The organism is Nocardioides sp. CPCC 206347 (genome assembly GCF_048654605.1).
Classification (GTDB): Bacteria; Actinomycetota; Actinomycetes; order Propionibacteriales; family Nocardioidaceae; genus Nocardioides.
The window spans coordinates 1,018,290-1,034,061 of the sequence record NZ_JBMCYZ010000001.1 but is presented as its reverse complement, the minus strand read 5'-3'; the positions used below and the strand labels follow the sequence as shown (position 1 = coordinate 1,034,061).

Sequence of the window (15,772 nt, the reverse complement as noted above, 5' to 3'; positions counted from 1 at the left end):
TCCTCAGTCCAGGGTGAAGTAGTCGGGACCGCTGTAGCGGCCGGTCGTCAGCTTGGTGCGCTGCATCAGCAGGTCGTTGAGGAGCGTCGACGCACCGAACCGGAACCAGTCCGGGTCCAGCCAGTCGTCGCCGGCGATCTCGTTGACCATCACGAGGTACTTGATCGCGTCCTTGGCCGTGCGGATGCCGCCCGCGGGCTTCACACCGATCTGCACGCCCGTCGCCTCGCGGAAGTCGCGGACCGCCTCGAGCATCACGAGCGTGACGGGCAGCGTCGCCGCCGGCTGCACCTTGCCGGTGGAGGTCTTGATGAAGTCGGTGCCGGCGAGCATCGCCAGCCACGACGCGCGGCGGACGTTGTCGTAGGTCTGCAGCTCGCCGGTCTCGAAGATCACCTTGAGGTGGGCGTGCGTGCCGTCCGGCCGCACGCACGCGTCGCGGACGGCGACGATCTCCTCGAACACCTGGAGGTAGTGACCCGCGAGGAAGGCACCGCGGTCGATCACCATGTCGATCTCGTCGGCGCCCATCGCGACGGCGTCGCGCGTGTCGGCGAGCTTGATGTCCATGGACGCGCGGCCGCTGGGGAACGCGGTGGCCACGGCCGCGACGTTCACCTGGTCGCCGACGATCGCCTTCACCTCACCGACCAGGTCGCCGTACACGCAGACGGCGGCGGTCGAGGGGCAGGTCGGGTCGGCCGGGTCCGGGTGCAGCGCCTTCGCAGCGAGCGCCCGCACCTTGCCGGGAGTGTCCTGGCCCTCGAGGGTCGTCAGGTCGACCATGCGGATGGCCAGGTCGATCGCCCATGCCTTCGCGGTCGTCTTGATCGAGCGCGTCCCGAGTCCTGCTGCGCGTGCTTCGGCGCCCACCTGGTCGACGCCCGGCAGGCCGTGCAGGAACCGGCGCAGCGATGCTTCGCTGGCCGTCACTTCGGAGTACGCCGCGAGTCCCGGATGGGGATCGGTGGGGGCGGTGGTCGGCATCTGCCCAGCATAGGGTTGCGGGCGTGGAGAGCGAAGGCGTGAAGAAGGCGGAACGGTTCAGCACCGGCGGCATGGTCGGCGGCGTGTGCGGGATCGTCGGCGTCGCGGTCGTGCTGGTGCTGGGCAGCCTCGACTCGACGAACAGCATGCCGGCCTGGGCCTACCCGGCCGGTGCGCTCGCGATGGTCCTGATCTGGACGGTGCTGCTGCGTCCTGCGCTGGTGCTCGGCGAGCACGACGTGGAGCTGCGCAACATCCTGCACAGTCGCTGGATCCCGTACGCGCGGATCACCGAGGTCATGGTCGAGCTCGTCACCACGTTCGTCACCGACGAGGGCAAGTACGTCGCCAGTGGCTTCGGGCGCTCCCGGCGCAGGATCCGGCGTGACACCCGCGGCCTCGTCGAGGAACAGCCGTCGAATCCGTCGCTCGGCTGGATGGTCAAGAAGAAGCTCGAGCGCCGCATCGATGACGCCCGGTTCCTGGGTGGCGAACCGGGTTCCCTCCGCCATGCCTGGGCGTGGCCCGAGATCGCCGCGCTGGTGGTGGCGGCCGTCGCGACCCTGGTGACGTTGGTCGTCAGCTGAGGCTCGTCAGAGCCCCGCTGCGGTCGCGATGTCGGTGCGCAGCGCGAGCAGGCCGGTGGCCGCCTCGGTGCGGGCCGTCGCGACGTCGTCGTCACGGACGGGGACGACCACCTCGAGGTAGCACTTGATCTTCGGCTCCGTCCCGCTCGGGCGTACGACGACACGGCCGCCGTCCGCGGTGCGATAGCGCAGCCCGTCGGTCGGCGGCAGGTCCTTCGACCCGGTGGTCAGGTCCTCCACGGACACCACGGCGGACCCGCCGAGCGTGGTCGGCGGCGTGGCCCGCAGCTGCGCCATGGCGGCCGCGATGACGGACAGGTCGGTCACGCGCACCGACAGCTGGTCGGTCGCGTGCAGGCCGTAGGTGACGGCGATGTCGTCGAGCAGGTCGAGCAGCCCGCGACCCTCGGCCTTCGCCGCGGCCGCGATCTCGCAGAGCATCAGCGCCGCGGAGACGCCGTCCTTGTCGGCGACGTGCGTCGGGTCGACGCAGTAGCCGAGCGCCTCCTCGTAGCCGAAGACGAGGTCCGGCAGCCGGCCGATCCACTTGAAGCCGGTGAGGGTCTCGACGTACGGCTGGCCATGGGCGGCAGCCATCGTGCCGAGCAGCGACGAGGACACGATCGACGTCGCATAGACGCCCTGCTTGCCCGAGCGCAGCAGGTGGTCGCCGAGCAGCGAACCGACCTCGTCGCCGCGCAGCATCCGCCAGCCATCCGGGCCGGGCACGGCCGCGGCGGCCCGGTCGGCGTCGGGGTCGTTGGCGATCACGATGTCGGCACCGTTGGCGGTCGCCAGCGCGATGGCGAGGTCGATCGCGCCGGGCTCCTCCGGGTTCGGGAAGGCGACGGTCGGGAAGTCGGCGTCGGGGTGTTCCTGGGCCGGAACGATCTCCGGGGCGTCGAAGCCGGCGGTCTCGAGCACGGCAGGCAACGCGCTCGCGCCGACGCCGTGCAGCGGCGTGTAGACGATCTCCAGGTCGCGCGGTCCGTCGCCGGCGATGCCGGCGGCCCGGTCGAGGTAGGCGTCGATGATGCCCTCGTCGAGAACCCGGCCCTTGGCGGCCTTCAGTGACGCGCGCGGCACGGACGCGAGCGATCCGACCGCGTCGATCCGCTCGGCGATGCCGCTGTCGGCCGGCGGCACGATCTGGCTGCCGTCGCCGAGGTACACCTTGTAGCCGTTGTCCTGGGGCGGGTTGTGGCTCGCGGTCACCATCACCCCCGCGACGCAGCCGAGCTCGCGGATCGCGAACGCCAGCAGCGGCGTCGGCAACGGACGGGGGAGCAGCAGCGGGCGCAGGCCCGCCCCGCTCATCACCTCGGCCGTGTCCTGGGCGAACACGTCGGAGTTGTGGCGGGCGTCGTACCCGATGACGACGGAGGCGCCCGGCTCGGCGCCCTCGCCGAGGAGGTACGACGCCAGGCCGGCCGCCGCCCGGATCACGACGATGCGGTTCATCCGGTTGGGCCCCGCACCGAGCTCGCCGCGCAGGCCCGCCGTACCGAACTCCAGCGTCCCGCGGAAGCGGTCGGCCAGGTCGGCCTGGGCCGCGGCGTCACCGCCCTCGACCGCCGCGATGATGCTGGAGAGCTCGGCACGGGTGTGCTCGTCGGGGTCCTCGGCGAGCCAGGCCCGGGCGCGGGAGATGAGGACGTCGGCGTCGGGCGTGGTCATGCAGGGCAGGTTAGTGCTCAGGCATCGATGGTGGTCATGTCGCCGTACCGCGCACCCGCCACGGCGTCGCGCGGGACCGCGTCCGCGAGGGCTGCCAGGTCCGCCTCCGTGAGGACGAGGTCCGCGGCGCCGATGTTCTCCTCGAGGTACTTCACCCGCTTGGTGCCGGGGATCGGTACGACGTCCTCACCCTGGGCAAGGACCCAGGCGAGGGCGAGCTGTCCCGGGGTGCAGCCGTGCTGTGCGGCGATCTCGGTGATCCGGTCGACGAGGACCAGGTTGGTCGCCAGGTTGTCTCCCTGGAAGCGCGGGAAGTACGCGGTCGAGCGGCTGTCGCCGGCGTCCGGCTCGGCGGTGATCGCGCCCGTCAGGATGCCCCGGCCGAGCGGTGAGTAGGGCACCAGGCCGATGCCGAGCTCGCGGATCGTCGGGAGGATCTCGTCCTCGATGTCGCGGGTGAAGAGGGAGTACTCCGTCTGGAGGGCGGTGATCGGGTGCACGGCGTGTGCGCGCCGGATCGTCTCCGCCGAGGCCTCGGACAGCCCGAGGTGGCGGACCTTGCCGGCCTCGACGAGCTCCTTCATGGCGCCGACGGTCTCCTCGATCGGGACGGTCTTGTCGACGCGGTGCTGGTAGTAGAGGTCGATGTGGTCGACGCCCAGCCGCTGGAGCGAGGCGTCGCACGCCGCATGCACGTACTCCGGTGTGCCGTTGATCCGGATGCGTGTGCCGTCGGCACCGCGCTCGTTGCCGAACTTGGTGGCGAGCTGGACCTCGTCGCGACGACCTGCGATCGCCTTGCCGACGAGCCGTTCGTTGGTGAACGGGCCGTACATGTCGGCGGTGTCGAGGAACGAGCCGCCGAGGTCGAGGGCGCGGTGGATGGTGGCGATGCCGCCGGCCTCGTCGGGGGAGCCGTAGAACTCCGACATGCCCACGCAGCCGAGGCCGAGGGCGGAGACGGTGAGGGGAGAGGTCGTGCCGAGAATGCGTGTCGAGAGGGTCATGTCCACCAGCAAACTCCTTGGAGTGCGCTCCAGGTCAAGCGATCGCCCTCGATCGGCGCAGGCGGTCCTCGTAGATGCCGATCTTGTGGTCGATCGCACCCAGGTGCGACGTGACCTCGGCGAGCTGCTGCAGGACGTGCTCGCGATGCGCCTGGAGGAGCTCGAGCCGCTGCGGCTCGTTGCCGTCACCCGCCCGGACCAGGTCGGCGTACCGGCGTACGTCGCGGATGGGCATGCCGGTGGCGCGCAGTCGCGTGACGAGGACGATCCAGCGGACGTCCTCCTCGTCGTACCGGCGATGGCCCGAGGACGAGCGCGGGACCGGACGGAGCAGGAGGCCGTCCTTCTCGTAGTAGCGCAGCGTGTCGGAGGAAAGGCCGAGCGTCTCGGCAGCCTCCGCGATCGTGAGTCCGGGCATGCCCGAGTGTCGCTCCTGAAGTGCACTCCAGGTCAAGCCCGCCGGGATGCACGCCGGTCGTCCATGATGGAGGGGTGCGCCGGTCCTACTCCTTCGCGAGCTCGTGGGAGGTCGCTGCGCCCGTGGATGCGGTCGCGACCGCGCTGACCGACCTCGAGCACTACCCGCAGTGGTGGCCCCAGGTGCGCGCGGTCGCCAAGCTCGGCCCGGACACCGCATGGGTGCGCTGCCGGTCGGCGCTGCCGTACACGCTCGACCTGGTCCTCGACGCCGTCACCCGGCTCCCGCCGGTGGTCGAGGTGAGGATCAGCGGTGACCTCGAGGGGTACGCCCGGTTTGCGCTCGCGGCGACGACCGGTGGCACCCGGCTCGACTTCCAGCAGGAGGTGGTGGTGTCCGGAGTGTTGGGGGCCCTGTCGGGGATCGCCCGCCCGGTGATGACGTGGAACCACGACCGGATGATGGCGGGTTGTCGCGAGGGGTTGGCGCGGCACGTGCTCGCTGGTTGAGTGCGAGGCGCTGGGTGCGCGTGACCGCCGGTGGTTGAGGTGCGAGGAGCGTAGCGACGAGCCTCGAAACCCCCACCTGTGGACAACTCGGCCTGATCAGAGGCCCGTGTCGGAGGCCGCGCGGTCGTGTTGATGGCAGGGCTGTCGGCCATCAGGCTTCCTCGGTCCTTGGGTCCTCGAGCGAGTTGAGTACAGCAACCCTGCCCAAGGTGCGCCAGAACCGCGAGGCTCCACCCATGCAGCCCGAGCAAGGACCCGTCCCGACCGGCGGGAAGCGACTGGCTCCTGCCGCACTCCTCGTCGCGATCGTGGCGTCCATGTGGCTTGTCGGTGGAGCTCACATCTGGCGCGTCGAGGTCCGAGAAGTCGCAACCTTCGGGCTGGAACAAACGCCGCCTGGAACAGTCGGGGACCCCGGCTGGCTTGTCACCGCGCTGTTCACGATTCCGTTTGCGATGGTCGTGGGCTGGACGCTGAGACGCAGCCGCAGCCGATGGCCTGTCGCGATCGTGGCCACGATTCCAGCGGTCGCGATGGCGGTCTGGTTCTCGGTGTTGTTCATGGCCGGCCGATTCGCTGGCGACGACAGCCCCGTCGAGACGTTCGAGATCGAGTTCGCCTGGCTCATGTTCGGGTGCACGGCGTCCCTTCACGCCGTGACCGTAGGTGTCGCGACGATTCCCGTCAGGGTGTGGGCGGGCCTGATCTGCCACCGCAGCGATGTCCGGAATTAGATTGCGAGTGCTGATGGAGCGCGAAGGCCTGATCCGCCACCTCGTTCTGGCGGCGCTGGGCGCGGTCTTGCTGCTGGTCCTCTCGGGTCCGTTGCACTGGGGCCCAGTCTTGGATTTCGAGGGATGGGTGTGGGCTGCGTTGCTCGTGCCGGCGGTGGCGCTCGGTGCAATGGCGGGGCTTCTTGACGGCGCGCTCACTGCCTCGGCTGAGGCGGGAGCCGCCGGCCGGTTGTTCGCCGTCGTGCTCGAACTTGCCGTCTTGGTGCCACTGTGGTGGGTCGCGGTGTTCATGCTGGGTTGGTCGGGGCAGATCGACGGGCAGAGTGCCGACCCGTCCACAGTGATGGTGCCGATCGTGGGTTGGTTGGTCGGCCCCACGGTGCTGCACCTCGTGGCCGGCAAGCTCCGGCAACACCTACGAGCGTCCCCGGGTTGGCTCCGATCGGAGCCCAGTTCCGCCCTCCACGACCAGTAACCGCTCCCCGGCGCGACGCGCCATCCGCGGGTGTGGTTCCTGAGCCGCTTGCCCAACTGCTGGCTGGCGTCAGGACGATGAACCGGTCGAGCTGAGCGCCCGCTGCTTCGCGATGAACTTCGTGGCCATCTTGTTCACGAAGGTGGGTGCGAGCCGACCGATCCGCCAGGCCATCCGGGCCTGCCGCGGCTCGATGACCAGCGCCCGGTCGGCGGCCACCGCCTCGAGGGCGCGCAGGGCCAACAGGTCGGGGTCGACGGGGTTCTTGATGCCCTGGCCCTCGAGGTAGAAGTCGCGGCCGCGGAACGCGCCGAACTCGCCCTTGTCGAGGATCGGGGTGTCGACGGCCGCCGGACAGACCGCGGTGACGCCGACGCCGTACGCCGCTGCCTCGGTCCGCAACGCCAGGGACAGCCCGACCACCGCGTGCTTGGTGGTGACGTACGACGTCATCAGGCCGGCCGCCATCAGTCCGCCCATCGATGCCGTGTTGACGATGTGGCCGGAGCCTTGCCTGATCATCTGCGGGTACGCCGCGTGCACGCCGTGGACGACGCCGCGGATGTTGACGTCGATGATCGCGTTCCACTGGTCGAGCGTGAGGTCCTCGGTGTTGCCGAGGAAGGTGATGCCGGCGTTGTTGAACATCAGGTCCAGGCGACCGTGGGTGGCGACCACGGCTTCGACGGCTTGCTGCACCTCGGCGGCGGAGGTGACGTCGACCCGACGAGCGGTCGCGGAGCCGAGCCCGGTCGCCGTACGAGCCACCGACTCGGCGCCGGCGAGGTCGACGTCCGCACACACGACGTGCGCGCCCGCGCCCACGAGGGCCCGGGTCAGCGCGGCGCCGATCCCGGAGCCACCCCCAGTGACGATGGCGGTCCTGCCGGTGAGGTCGGGGGAGCTCATGCGAAGGCCTTCTCGATCAGCCCGACGAGGTCGGGGTAGCGCTTGAGGTGGGCGCCGCCGTTGATGGCGAGCACCTCGCCGGTGATCCACGCGGCGTCGTCGGAGAGCAGGAAGCGGACGGCGGCGCCGATCTCGGACGGTTCTCCGGAACGGCCGAGCGGGGTGTTCTCGAGGTAGTCCTCGCGGATGCCGGCGATGTCCATCGCGGGCGTCGTCAGGGGAGTGACGACCAGGCCCGGCGCGACCGCGTTGACCCTGACCTGGCGGTGCGCCAGCTCCAGTGCGGTGACCTCGGTGAGGGCGACCAGGCCCGCCTTCGCTGCACAGTACGCCGCCAGGCCGGTTCCCGGCTGACGGGCATTGAGCGACGACAGGGACACGAGCGAGCCGCCGTCGGCGATGCGCTTCCCGGCGTGCTTGAGCACGAGGAAGGCGCCGGTCAGGCAGACGTCGACGACGCGCCGCCACTCGGCCGCGTCGTGGTCGACGACGCGGGACAGCGTGCTGACGCCCGCGCAGTTGACGACGCCCGTGAAGCTGCCGTGGTCCGCGACCACCCGCTCGAAGAGGGCCTCGACGGATGCCTCGTCGGTGACGTCGACCTCCACGTCCGCACCGGTTCCCGGGAGGTCGCCGATCACGACGCGATGGCCGGCGGCAGCCAGGGAGTGGGCGGTGGCGGCCCCAATCCCCGAGGCGCCTCCGATGACGACCGTTACCCGCATGAACCCATCTCCTGACATTCGTCTGTTCCAGTTGACACGTGTCAACTCGCGGTCCTAACGTGACGCCCGTCACCCGAAGTTGTCAAGCCGACTGTCTAGGAGAAACGAATGCGACGCTCGACTGTCGCCGTGATCGGGGCCGGCATCAGCGGCCTGACGATGAGCAAGATGCTCGCCGACTACGGGCTGGAGTTCGCGACCTTCGAGTCCTCGGACCGGGTCGGCGGCAACTGGGCGTTCGGCAACCCGAACGGTCACAGCAGCGCCTACAAGTCGCTGCACATCGACACCTCGAAGCACCAGCTGTCCTTCAAGGACTTCCCGATGCCCGACGAGTACCCCGACTTCCCGCACCACACCCAGGTCAAGGAGTACCTCGACAGCTACACCGACGCGTTCGACCTGCGCCGCCACATCGAGTTCGAGAACGGCGTGCTGGCCGCCCGTCGGCTGCCCGCCGGGGAGGGCGGCTGGGAGCTCGAGACCGAGCGCACCGGCACCCGCCGCTTCGACGTCCTGCTCGTCGCCAACGGCCACCACTGGGACCCGCGCTTCGCCGAGAAGCCCGGCGAGTTCACCGGTACGACGATGCACTCGCACGCGTACATCGACCCGAGCTCGCCGTACGACCTCAAGGGCAAGCGGATCCTGATCATCGGCCTGGGCAACAGTGCTGCCGACATCGCCGTGGAGCTGTCGAGCAAGACGCTCGACAACGAGGTGATGATCTCGACGCGATCGAGCGCGTGGATCGTGCCGAAGTACTTCGCAGGCAAGCCGGCCGACAAGTACTACCGGACCTCGCCGCACATCCCGTTCGCATGGCAGCGCAAGTTCGTCCAGGTCATGCAGCCGCTCACCGCCGGCCGGCCCGAGGACTACGGCCTGCCGACGCCCAACCACAAGTTCTTCGAGGCGCACCCGACCCAGTCGGTCGAGCTGCCGCTGCGGCTGGGATCGGGCGACCTGAGCGCCAAGGGCGACATCGAACGCTTCGACGGTCAGACCGTGCACTTCGTCGACGGCACGTCCGCGGACTTCGACGTCGTCATCCACGCGACCGGGTACAACATCACGTTCCCGTTCTTCGACCCCGAGTTCCTCAGTGCGCCCGAGAACCACATCCGGCTCTACAAGCGGATCTTCAAGCCGGGCATCGACGACCTCGCCTTCATCGGCTTCGCCCAGTCCACGCCGACCCTCTTCCCGTTCGTGGAGTGCCAGACGCGACTCGTGGCGGCCTGGCTGGCAGGTCGCTACGCGCCGCCGTCCGAGGCCGAGATGGAGCGCGTCATCGACGAGGACACGCAGAAGTACACCGCGCACATGGTGCAGCGGCCGCGGCACACGCAGCAGCTCGACTTCTTCCTCTACGAGCACGACCTCCGGGTCAAGGAGATCCCTGCCGGTGGCGTCCGGGCAGGAGCGGCGCGATGAGCGGTCCCACGGACTCCGCGGGCGAGGAGCGCAGCTGGGCGCGGATGGTCGACCGGCGCAGCGTCAACCGCGGCGACCTGCGCCGCGCAGCGCTGCTCGAGGCCTTCGACGAGCTGCTCCGCGAGCAGAGCCTCGAGCAGGTCAACGTCGCGGAGATCTCGCGTCGCGCGGGCGTGACGCGCTCGGCGTTCTACTTCTACTTCGAGAGCAAGGCCGTCGCCGTCCTCGCCCTGATGGCGGAGCTGTACGACGACGCGTCGGAAGCCACCGACCTGCTGGTCAAGGCCGAGGGTGAGCCGCGGGAACGGGTCCGCAACGTCCTGGCCACGCTGTTCGACTCGGTGGACCGGACCCCGCACACCTACCGTGCACTGCTCGAGGCCCGGGCCAGCAGCCCGTCCGTGCAGGAGCTCTGGGATGCGGGTCGCGCCGAGTTCGCGACGATGGTCGCGGACATGATCCGCCGCGAGCGGGCCAGCGGGCACGCCATCGACGGCCCCGATGCGGCAGCCCTCGCCGCCGTGCTCCTCGACCTGAACGACCACTCGATCGAGCGTCACGCCCGGGGTTCCGGACCGGGTCGGGAGCAGCACATCGACGCCATCACCCACCTCTGGATCCAGGCCATCTACGGGAGCACCTCGTGACGAACTTCAGCTTCACCTCCTCCGGCGTGCGTTGTGCCGCCACCCACTTCGCGCCAGCAAGCCTCGAGACCAGGGCACCGGTCGTCGTCCTCGCCCACGGCCTCGCGGGCACGCAGGACTCCGGCCTGGCGCCGTTCGCCGAGGCGTTCGCCGCCGCCGGCATCCACGCCGTCACCTTCGACTACCGCGGCTTCGGGGCCAGTGACGGAGATCCGCGCCAGGTCGTCTCCCTGGCAGGACAGGTCGCCGACGTGCATGCCGCGATCGACGCCGCGAAGCGGCTCGACGGCGTCGACCCGGAGCGGGTGGTCCTGTGGGGGATCTCGCTCGGTGGCGGTCACGTCGTGTCGGTGGCGGCGGAGCGGTCCGACGTGGTCGCGGTGATCTCGGCCGTCCCGATGGTCGACGGTGTGGCCGCGGGTCGACTTGCCCTGCAGCACCACAGCGCCGGCCAGCTGCTGGCGTCGACGGGCCGTGGCGTGGTCAGTGCGCTGCGTCGCAAGGCCGGGCGTGGGCCGTCGATGATCCCGGTGGTGGCGATGCCCGGTGAGGTCGGCGCGCTGACGTTGTCGGGCGCCTACGAGGACTACCACTCGATCGCCGGGCCGACCTGGCGCAACGAGGTCGCTGCGGACGTCGTGATGGAACTGGGCGGCCGCGCGCCGGCGAAGGCGGCGGCCGGACTGTCCGTGCCGTGGCTGGTGCAGGTCGCCGACTTCGACCGCAGCGCCCCGCTCCACGCCGCGATGAAGGCCGCGTTCAGTGGCCGGGCCGAGGTCCGCCACTACCCGGGCGACCACTTCGACCTCTTCCCCGGCAAGGCCTTCCACGAGCCCGCGGTGCAGCACGCCCTGCACTTCCTGAGGCGCCACCTGGGCCTGGCCGACGTGGTCGCGAGCGAGCCGGAGGCCGTTCGTGTCTGACACCGTTCGCGCACTCCTGCTCCAGCACGCCGAGCGCGACTCCGTCGCCCTCCGGTACGACGACCGCACCTGGACCTGGCGCAGCTACCTCGGCGAGGCAGCGGCCCGCGCCCATGTCCTGCGCGACATGGCTGATCCGGCGCGGCCGTTCCACGTCGGCGTACTGCTTCCGAACACACCCGAGATGGCGTTGGCCATCGCTGCGGGCGCGATCGGCGGCCATGTCACGGCGGGCATCAACGCGACGCGTCGGGGTGCGGCGCTCGCCGCCGACGTGCGCCGGGCGGACTGCCAGGTGCTGCTGATTGACAACGAGCACCTGCCGCTCCTGGCGGGCCTGGACCTCGGTGGTGCGGTGGTCATCAACACCGACGACGCGGGGTGGGCGAATCGGGTGGCAGCCGCACCGACCGGCACCGACGGGTTCCCCGACGTCGGGGCGATGGACACGTTCATGCTGATCTTCACGTCGGGCACCAGTGGCGATCCCAAGGCCGTGCAGGTCGCCCACTTCATGGTCGTGATGGCCGGCTCGGTCCTCGCCGACAAGTACGAGCTGGGCACCGAGGACGTCGTCTACTGCTCGATGCCGCTGTTCCACAGCAACGCGGTGATGTCCGGGTTCGCGGTGAGCGTGGCGTCGGGCGCAGGCCTGGCGGTTGCGGACTTCTCCGCGCGGAGCTTCCTCGACGACATCCGGCGCCACGGGGCGACGTACCTCAACTACGTCGGGAAGCCGCTCGCCTACGTGCTGGCGACGCCCGCGCAACCGGACGACGCCGACAACCCGTTGCGGTACGCCTTCGGCAACGAGGCCGCCGACCGGGACATCCGCGAGTTCGCCGAGCGCTTCGGATGCTCCGTGTGGGACGGCTTCGGTTCGACCGAGACGGCGATCATCATCACGCGCACGGAGGACACCCCAGCCGGGTCGATCGGCGTCCCGTTCGACGGCGTTGCGATCTACGACCGGGAGACCCGGCAGGAGTGCCGCCGTGCGGTGCGTGACGCGGATGGTCGCGTCGTCAACCTCGACGATGCGGTCGGTGAGCTGGTGAACACGCAGGGCGCCGGGTTCTTCGCCGGGTACTACAACGACGAGCGGGCCACGGCGGAGCGGCTCGACGGTGGCATGTACTGGTCCGGCGACCTCGCCTACCGGGACGCGGACGGCTTCGTGTTCCTCGCCGGCCGGACCGATGACTGGTTGCGTGTCGACGGCGAGAACATCGCGGCCGCGCCCCTCGAGCAGCTGCTGCTGCGCCACGACGCGATCTCCCAGGCCGCGGTCTACGCCGTCGCCGACGAGCGGGTCGGCGACCAGGTGATGAGCGCGTTGGTGTTGCGGCAGGGCGCCGTGCTGACCCCGGAGGACTTCGGTGCGTTCCTGCACGCGCAGGCGGACCTGTCGCCGAAGGCGTGGCCGCGCCATGTGCGGATCGCGGAGGCGCTGCCGAGCACCGCCACGAACAAGGTGCTCAAGAGGGAGCTGCGCGCCGAGGGTGTGGCCACGACCGACCCCGTGTGGGCACGTGGCGAGCGAGAGAGGACCTACCGATGAGCTTCGACGTGATCGTGAAGAACGGCCGCTGGTTCGACGGCACGGGTGCTGCGTCCGCCGTCCGCAACCTCGGCGTCCGCGACGGTCGGGTCGTCGAGATCAGCGAGACCGACCTCGATGAAGCGGAGTGCCCGCGGGTCATCGACGCCGCCGGCCACTGGGTGATCCCGGGCATGGTCGACATCCACACGCACTACGACGTCGAGGTGCTGGTGCAGCCCGCACTGGTCGAGTCGCTGCGCCACGGTGTCACCACGATCCTGCTCGGGTCCTGCTCGCTGTCGACCGTCCACGCGAGCCCGTCCGATGCGGGTGACCTGTTCGGCCGCGTCGAGGCGATCCCGCGCCCGTACGTCGTCGGCGCACTGGACGACACCAGGACCTGGACGACGGCGGGGGAGTACGTCGCCGCACTGGAGGCCCTGCCGCTCGGGCCGAACGTCGCTGCCTTCATCGGGCACTCGGACATCCGGGCCGCCCGGATGGGCCTGGAGCGGTCGACCGACGCCGCGGTGAGGCCGACGGCGGCCGAGCTGGCGCAGATGGAGGCCGACCTGGTCGACGCACTCGATGCTGGTTTCGTCGGCATGTCCTCGCAGCAGCTGATGTTCGACAAGCTGGACGGCGAGACCTGCCGCTCGCGGACCCTGCCGTCGACGTACGCACGACGCAGGAGCGGCGCCGCCTCAACAAGGTACTGCGGGCCAGGGGCCGCGCGCTGCAGGGCGGACCGGATGTCGCCAAGCCGCAGAGCCTGGTCACGATGGCCTTCAGCAGCTGTGGCTGGGGATTCAAGCCGGCGCTCAAGGTCAGCCTGCTGTCGGCCGCCGACATCAAGGCGATCCCGCTGGTCGCGCACCTGTTCCCGCTGATCGCCCGCTGGGTGAACCGCTTCGGCGGCAACTTCCGGTTCCAGCACCTGCCGGTGCCGTTCGAGGTCTACGCCGACGGCATCGCCCTCGTGGTGTTCGAGGAGTTCGGCTCGGGTGCTGCGGCACTGCACCTGTCGGACCAGGTCGACGCACAGCGTGCGTTGCTCGCCGACGCTGCGTATCGCCGTACCTTCCGCAAGGACTACGACAAGAAGTACGGACCGCGCGTGTGGCACCGCGACTTCTTCGACGCCGAGATCACCGAGTGCCCGGACGTCTCGGTCATCGGCAAGACCTTCGGTCAGGTCGGCGTCGACCGTGGCGGGATGCATCCCGTCGACGCGTTCCTCGACCTCGTCGTCGAGCACGGCGACAAGGTCCGCTGGCGTACGACGATCTCCAACCACCGCCCCGCGGTGCTCGATCGTCTCGCCGCCGACCCCGGGGTTCAGCTCGGGTTCTCCGACGCCGGTGCGCACCTGCGCAACATGGCCTTCTACAACTTCGGCCTGCGGCTGTTGCGGCGGGTGCGCGACGCCGAGCAGGCGGGTCGCCCGTTCATGACCGTCGAGCACGCGGTCCACCGGCTCACCGGCGAGCTCGCCGACTGGTACGACATCGACGCCGGTCGCCTCCGTGTCGGCGACCGGGCCGACCTGGTCGTCATCGACCCTTCGCGACTCGACGCGTCGCTGGACGCCTACGCCGAGGACCCGATCCCGGCGTTCGGTGGCCTGTCGCGGATGGTGAACCGCAACGACGCCACCGTGGTCTCGGTGCTGGTCGGTGGTGAGGAGGTCTTCGCCTCGGGTACTGCGGGTTCGGCTGTCGGAGTGCGTCGAACGGGCAAGTTCCTGCGGGCTGGTCGCGTGCGGACTGTGGAGAACTCGGGCTGATCGGGGGCTTGTGTCGGTGGGTTCTGGTCCAATACTCGTATGGCAATCGGGTGCGGGCAGGGCGAGCAGGATCGGCTGGTGGAGATGTCCGTCGGCAATGTCCTGGCGTTCGTCGAGGGCCAGCATGCTGCGCGGGTGGAGGCTGAGCGGAACATCCTGAAGGCCGCCTACCAGTGGGCGGTCCTGCATTCGCCTGACCGGTTGCCGCTCTCGGACAAGCGGGGTCGGGAGCGGGCCAAGCGTGCGGGTGGTGTGGGGACGCCGTTGATCACCGAGTACGCCGCGGCAGCGTTCGGGGCCCGGATCCAGACCAGTCCGTACGGGGCGAAGAAGTTGATCGCGGACGCGGTCGACATCAAGCTGCGGCTCCCACGGATCCAGTCCCGGGTCGACGCCGGTGAGGCGCGTACCGGTCATGCCCGCCACGTTGCCGAGGCGACCCGGGAGCTGTCCGAGTCGGAGGCGGCGTGGGTCGATGCCGAGGTCGCGGAGTCGTGTGACGGCCGGTTGTCGTGGACCCGGTTCCAGGCGTTGGTGGAGGGCAAGGTCGCCGCCGCAGCCCCCGAGTTGGCGCGGTTGAAGGAAGAGGCCGCAGCCCGGGAGGTGTTCGCCCGGATGTCGCGGGTCAACAAGCACGGCATGGCCACCTACACGGTCCACGCTGATGCGATGACCATCGCCGGCATCAATGCCGCCGCCAACGCGGTCGCCGACTCCGAGGACCTGAAGGAAGCGATGCCCGACGCGTCGGCCAACCAGCGCCGGGTCGCGGCCGTCGCGCGGCTGATGAACCCGGCCGCGCACCTCGACCCAACGGTGGGGCCGGTGAAGGTGCGGGTGAAGGTCTACCTGCACCTGTACGGCGACTCGCCCATCGCCCGCCTGGAGGGCCACGGCCCGGTCACCACCGACTGGGTCCGCCACCAGGTGGCCCGGCTGGGCCTGGGTGGCAACGTGCGGGTGGCACCGGTGATCGACCTGAACAACCAGGCACCGGTCGATGCGTACGAGATCCCGTCCCGGATGAGGGAGGCAGTGCACCTGATCCATCCCGGTGACGTGTTCCCCTACGCGGCCAACACCAGTCGGCGGATGGACCTGGACCACGCCATCCCGTACTCCGAGGGCGGGCCCACCACGGTGGGGAACCTCGGACCGTTGACCAGGACCCATCACCGGATCAAGACGCATGCGGGTTGGGAGGTACGACAACCCTTCCCCGGGATCGTGATCTGGCGAGATCCCCACGGGGCGCACTACCTGGTCGATCAGACCGGAACACGGAGAGTCACCGGCACCACCGGCGACCAGACCCTCACGCCCGCAGAACTCCACTTCACCCAAAGGCTCATCAACCACCTCGCCGCCTGACACCCCGCCCGTTGGTGACCACGCGGGTCGCAGAACA

General features: G+C 70.0%; 17 protein-coding genes. 11 read left to right on the top strand and 6 right to left on the bottom strand.

Going from position 1 to position 15,772, the window contains the following annotated elements:
• Positions 1 to 3: 3 nt before the first annotated feature.
• The gene (gene deoC, locus ACOACQ_RS05005) at positions 4 to 987 is read right to left on the bottom strand and encodes a deoxyribose-phosphate aldolase (protein ID WP_420287739.1); all 984 of its coding nucleotides are present in this window, start codon (positions 985 to 987) and stop codon (positions 4 to 6) included.
• A 23-nt stretch (positions 988 to 1,010) separates the two neighbouring features.
• Here deoC and ACOACQ_RS05000 point away from each other — a divergent pair, with 23 nt between their 5' ends.
• On the top strand, positions 1,011 to 1,574 hold the full coding sequence (locus tag ACOACQ_RS05000) for a hypothetical protein (RefSeq protein WP_420287738.1): 564 nt from the start codon (positions 1,011 to 1,013) through the stop codon (positions 1,572 to 1,574).
• A 6-nt stretch (positions 1,575 to 1,580) separates the two neighbouring features.
• On the opposite strand, the gene ACOACQ_RS04995 is transcribed toward ACOACQ_RS05000, so the two are convergent.
• From ACOACQ_RS04995 to ACOACQ_RS04985, 3 genes are read right to left on the bottom strand one after another with little or no spacing between them, the layout of a single operon-like run.
• Entirely contained in the window at positions 1,581 to 3,272 is a 1,692-nt protein-coding gene (locus ACOACQ_RS04995; RefSeq protein ID WP_420287869.1) for a phospho-sugar mutase, read from the bottom strand.
• The gene (locus ACOACQ_RS04990) at positions 3,269 to 4,258 is read right to left on the bottom strand and encodes an aldo/keto reductase (protein WP_420287868.1); all 990 of its coding nucleotides are present in this window, start codon (positions 4,256 to 4,258) and stop codon (positions 3,269 to 3,271) included. The genes ACOACQ_RS04995 and ACOACQ_RS04990 overlap by 4 nt, the downstream gene beginning before the upstream one ends.
• A gap of 34 nt (positions 4,259 to 4,292) precedes the next feature.
• Entirely contained in the window at positions 4,293 to 4,676 is a 384-nt protein-coding gene (locus ACOACQ_RS04985; RefSeq protein WP_420287737.1) for a MerR family transcriptional regulator, read from the bottom strand.
• Between the two features lie 74 nt (positions 4,677 to 4,750).
• Between ACOACQ_RS04985 and ACOACQ_RS04980 the strand changes: the two genes are divergently transcribed.
• The 3 genes from ACOACQ_RS04980 to ACOACQ_RS04970 all read left to right on the top strand — a co-directional run bounded on the left by ACOACQ_RS04980 (position 4,751) and on the right by ACOACQ_RS04970 (position 6,394).
• A complete protein-coding gene (locus tag ACOACQ_RS04980) occupies positions 4,751 to 5,185 on the top strand; it encodes an SRPBCC family protein (RefSeq protein WP_420287736.1) in 435 nt (144 codons plus the stop codon).
• Between the two features lie 236 nt (positions 5,186 to 5,421).
• Complete coding sequence (locus tag ACOACQ_RS04975) at positions 5,422 to 5,919, top strand: hypothetical protein (protein WP_420287735.1); 498 nt, start codon at positions 5,422 to 5,424, stop codon at positions 5,917 to 5,919.
• A gap of 13 nt (positions 5,920 to 5,932) precedes the next feature.
• Positions 5,933 to 6,394: a hypothetical protein gene (locus ACOACQ_RS04970; RefSeq protein WP_378598785.1), complete on the top strand. Its 462-nt coding sequence runs from the start codon at positions 5,933 to 5,935 to the stop codon at positions 6,392 to 6,394.
• 69 nt (positions 6,395 to 6,463) lie between these two features.
• Here ACOACQ_RS04970 and ACOACQ_RS04965 read toward each other — a convergent pair whose 3' ends face one another.
• Positions 6,464 to 7,303 (bottom strand): SDR family NAD(P)-dependent oxidoreductase, encoded by an 840-nt coding sequence (locus ACOACQ_RS04965; RefSeq protein WP_420287734.1) that lies wholly within the window; start codon positions 7,301 to 7,303, stop codon positions 6,464 to 6,466.
• On the bottom strand, positions 7,300 to 8,028 hold the full coding sequence (locus tag ACOACQ_RS04960; RefSeq protein WP_420287733.1) for an SDR family NAD(P)-dependent oxidoreductase: 729 nt from the start codon (positions 8,026 to 8,028) through the stop codon (positions 7,300 to 7,302). The genes ACOACQ_RS04965 and ACOACQ_RS04960 overlap by 4 nt, the downstream gene beginning before the upstream one ends.
• 108 nt (positions 8,029 to 8,136) lie before the next feature.
• Here ACOACQ_RS04960 and ACOACQ_RS04955 point away from each other — a divergent pair, with 108 nt between their 5' ends.
• The 7 genes from ACOACQ_RS04955 (at position 8,137) to ACOACQ_RS04925 (ending at position 15,735) form a co-directional block, all read left to right on the top strand.
• Positions 8,137 to 9,465, top strand: a complete 1,329-nt coding sequence (locus ACOACQ_RS04955; RefSeq protein ID WP_420287732.1) for a flavin-containing monooxygenase — start codon at positions 8,137 to 8,139, stop codon at positions 9,463 to 9,465.
• The gene (locus ACOACQ_RS04950; protein WP_420287731.1) at positions 9,462 to 10,112 is read left to right on the top strand and encodes a TetR/AcrR family transcriptional regulator; all 651 of its coding nucleotides are present in this window, start codon (positions 9,462 to 9,464) and stop codon (positions 10,110 to 10,112) included. The genes ACOACQ_RS04955 and ACOACQ_RS04950 overlap by 4 nt, the downstream gene beginning before the upstream one ends.
• Entirely contained in the window at positions 10,109 to 11,035 is a 927-nt protein-coding gene (locus ACOACQ_RS04945; RefSeq protein ID WP_420287730.1) for an alpha/beta hydrolase, read from the top strand. Before ACOACQ_RS04950 ends, ACOACQ_RS04945 begins: the two co-directional genes overlap by 4 nt.
• Positions 11,028 to 12,596: a fatty-acid--CoA ligase FadD1 gene (fadD1, locus tag ACOACQ_RS04940; protein WP_420287729.1), complete on the top strand. Its 1,569-nt coding sequence runs from the start codon at positions 11,028 to 11,030 to the stop codon at positions 12,594 to 12,596. The genes ACOACQ_RS04945 and fadD1 overlap by 8 nt, the downstream gene beginning before the upstream one ends.
• On the top strand, positions 12,593 to 13,468 hold the full coding sequence (locus ACOACQ_RS04935; RefSeq protein WP_420287728.1) for a hypothetical protein: 876 nt from the start codon (positions 12,593 to 12,595) through the stop codon (positions 13,466 to 13,468). Before fadD1 ends, ACOACQ_RS04935 begins: the two co-directional genes overlap by 4 nt.
• Positions 13,360 to 14,364, top strand: coding sequence for a hypothetical protein (locus ACOACQ_RS04930; protein WP_420287727.1), 1,005 nt, complete (start codon positions 13,360 to 13,362; stop codon positions 14,362 to 14,364). The genes ACOACQ_RS04935 and ACOACQ_RS04930 overlap by 109 nt, the downstream gene beginning before the upstream one ends.
• A gap of 84 nt (positions 14,365 to 14,448) precedes the next feature.
• Positions 14,449 to 15,735: an HNH endonuclease signature motif containing protein gene (locus ACOACQ_RS04925; RefSeq protein ID WP_420287867.1), complete on the top strand. Its 1,287-nt coding sequence runs from the start codon at positions 14,449 to 14,451 to the stop codon at positions 15,733 to 15,735.
• Positions 15,736 to 15,772: the final 37 nt, after the last annotated feature.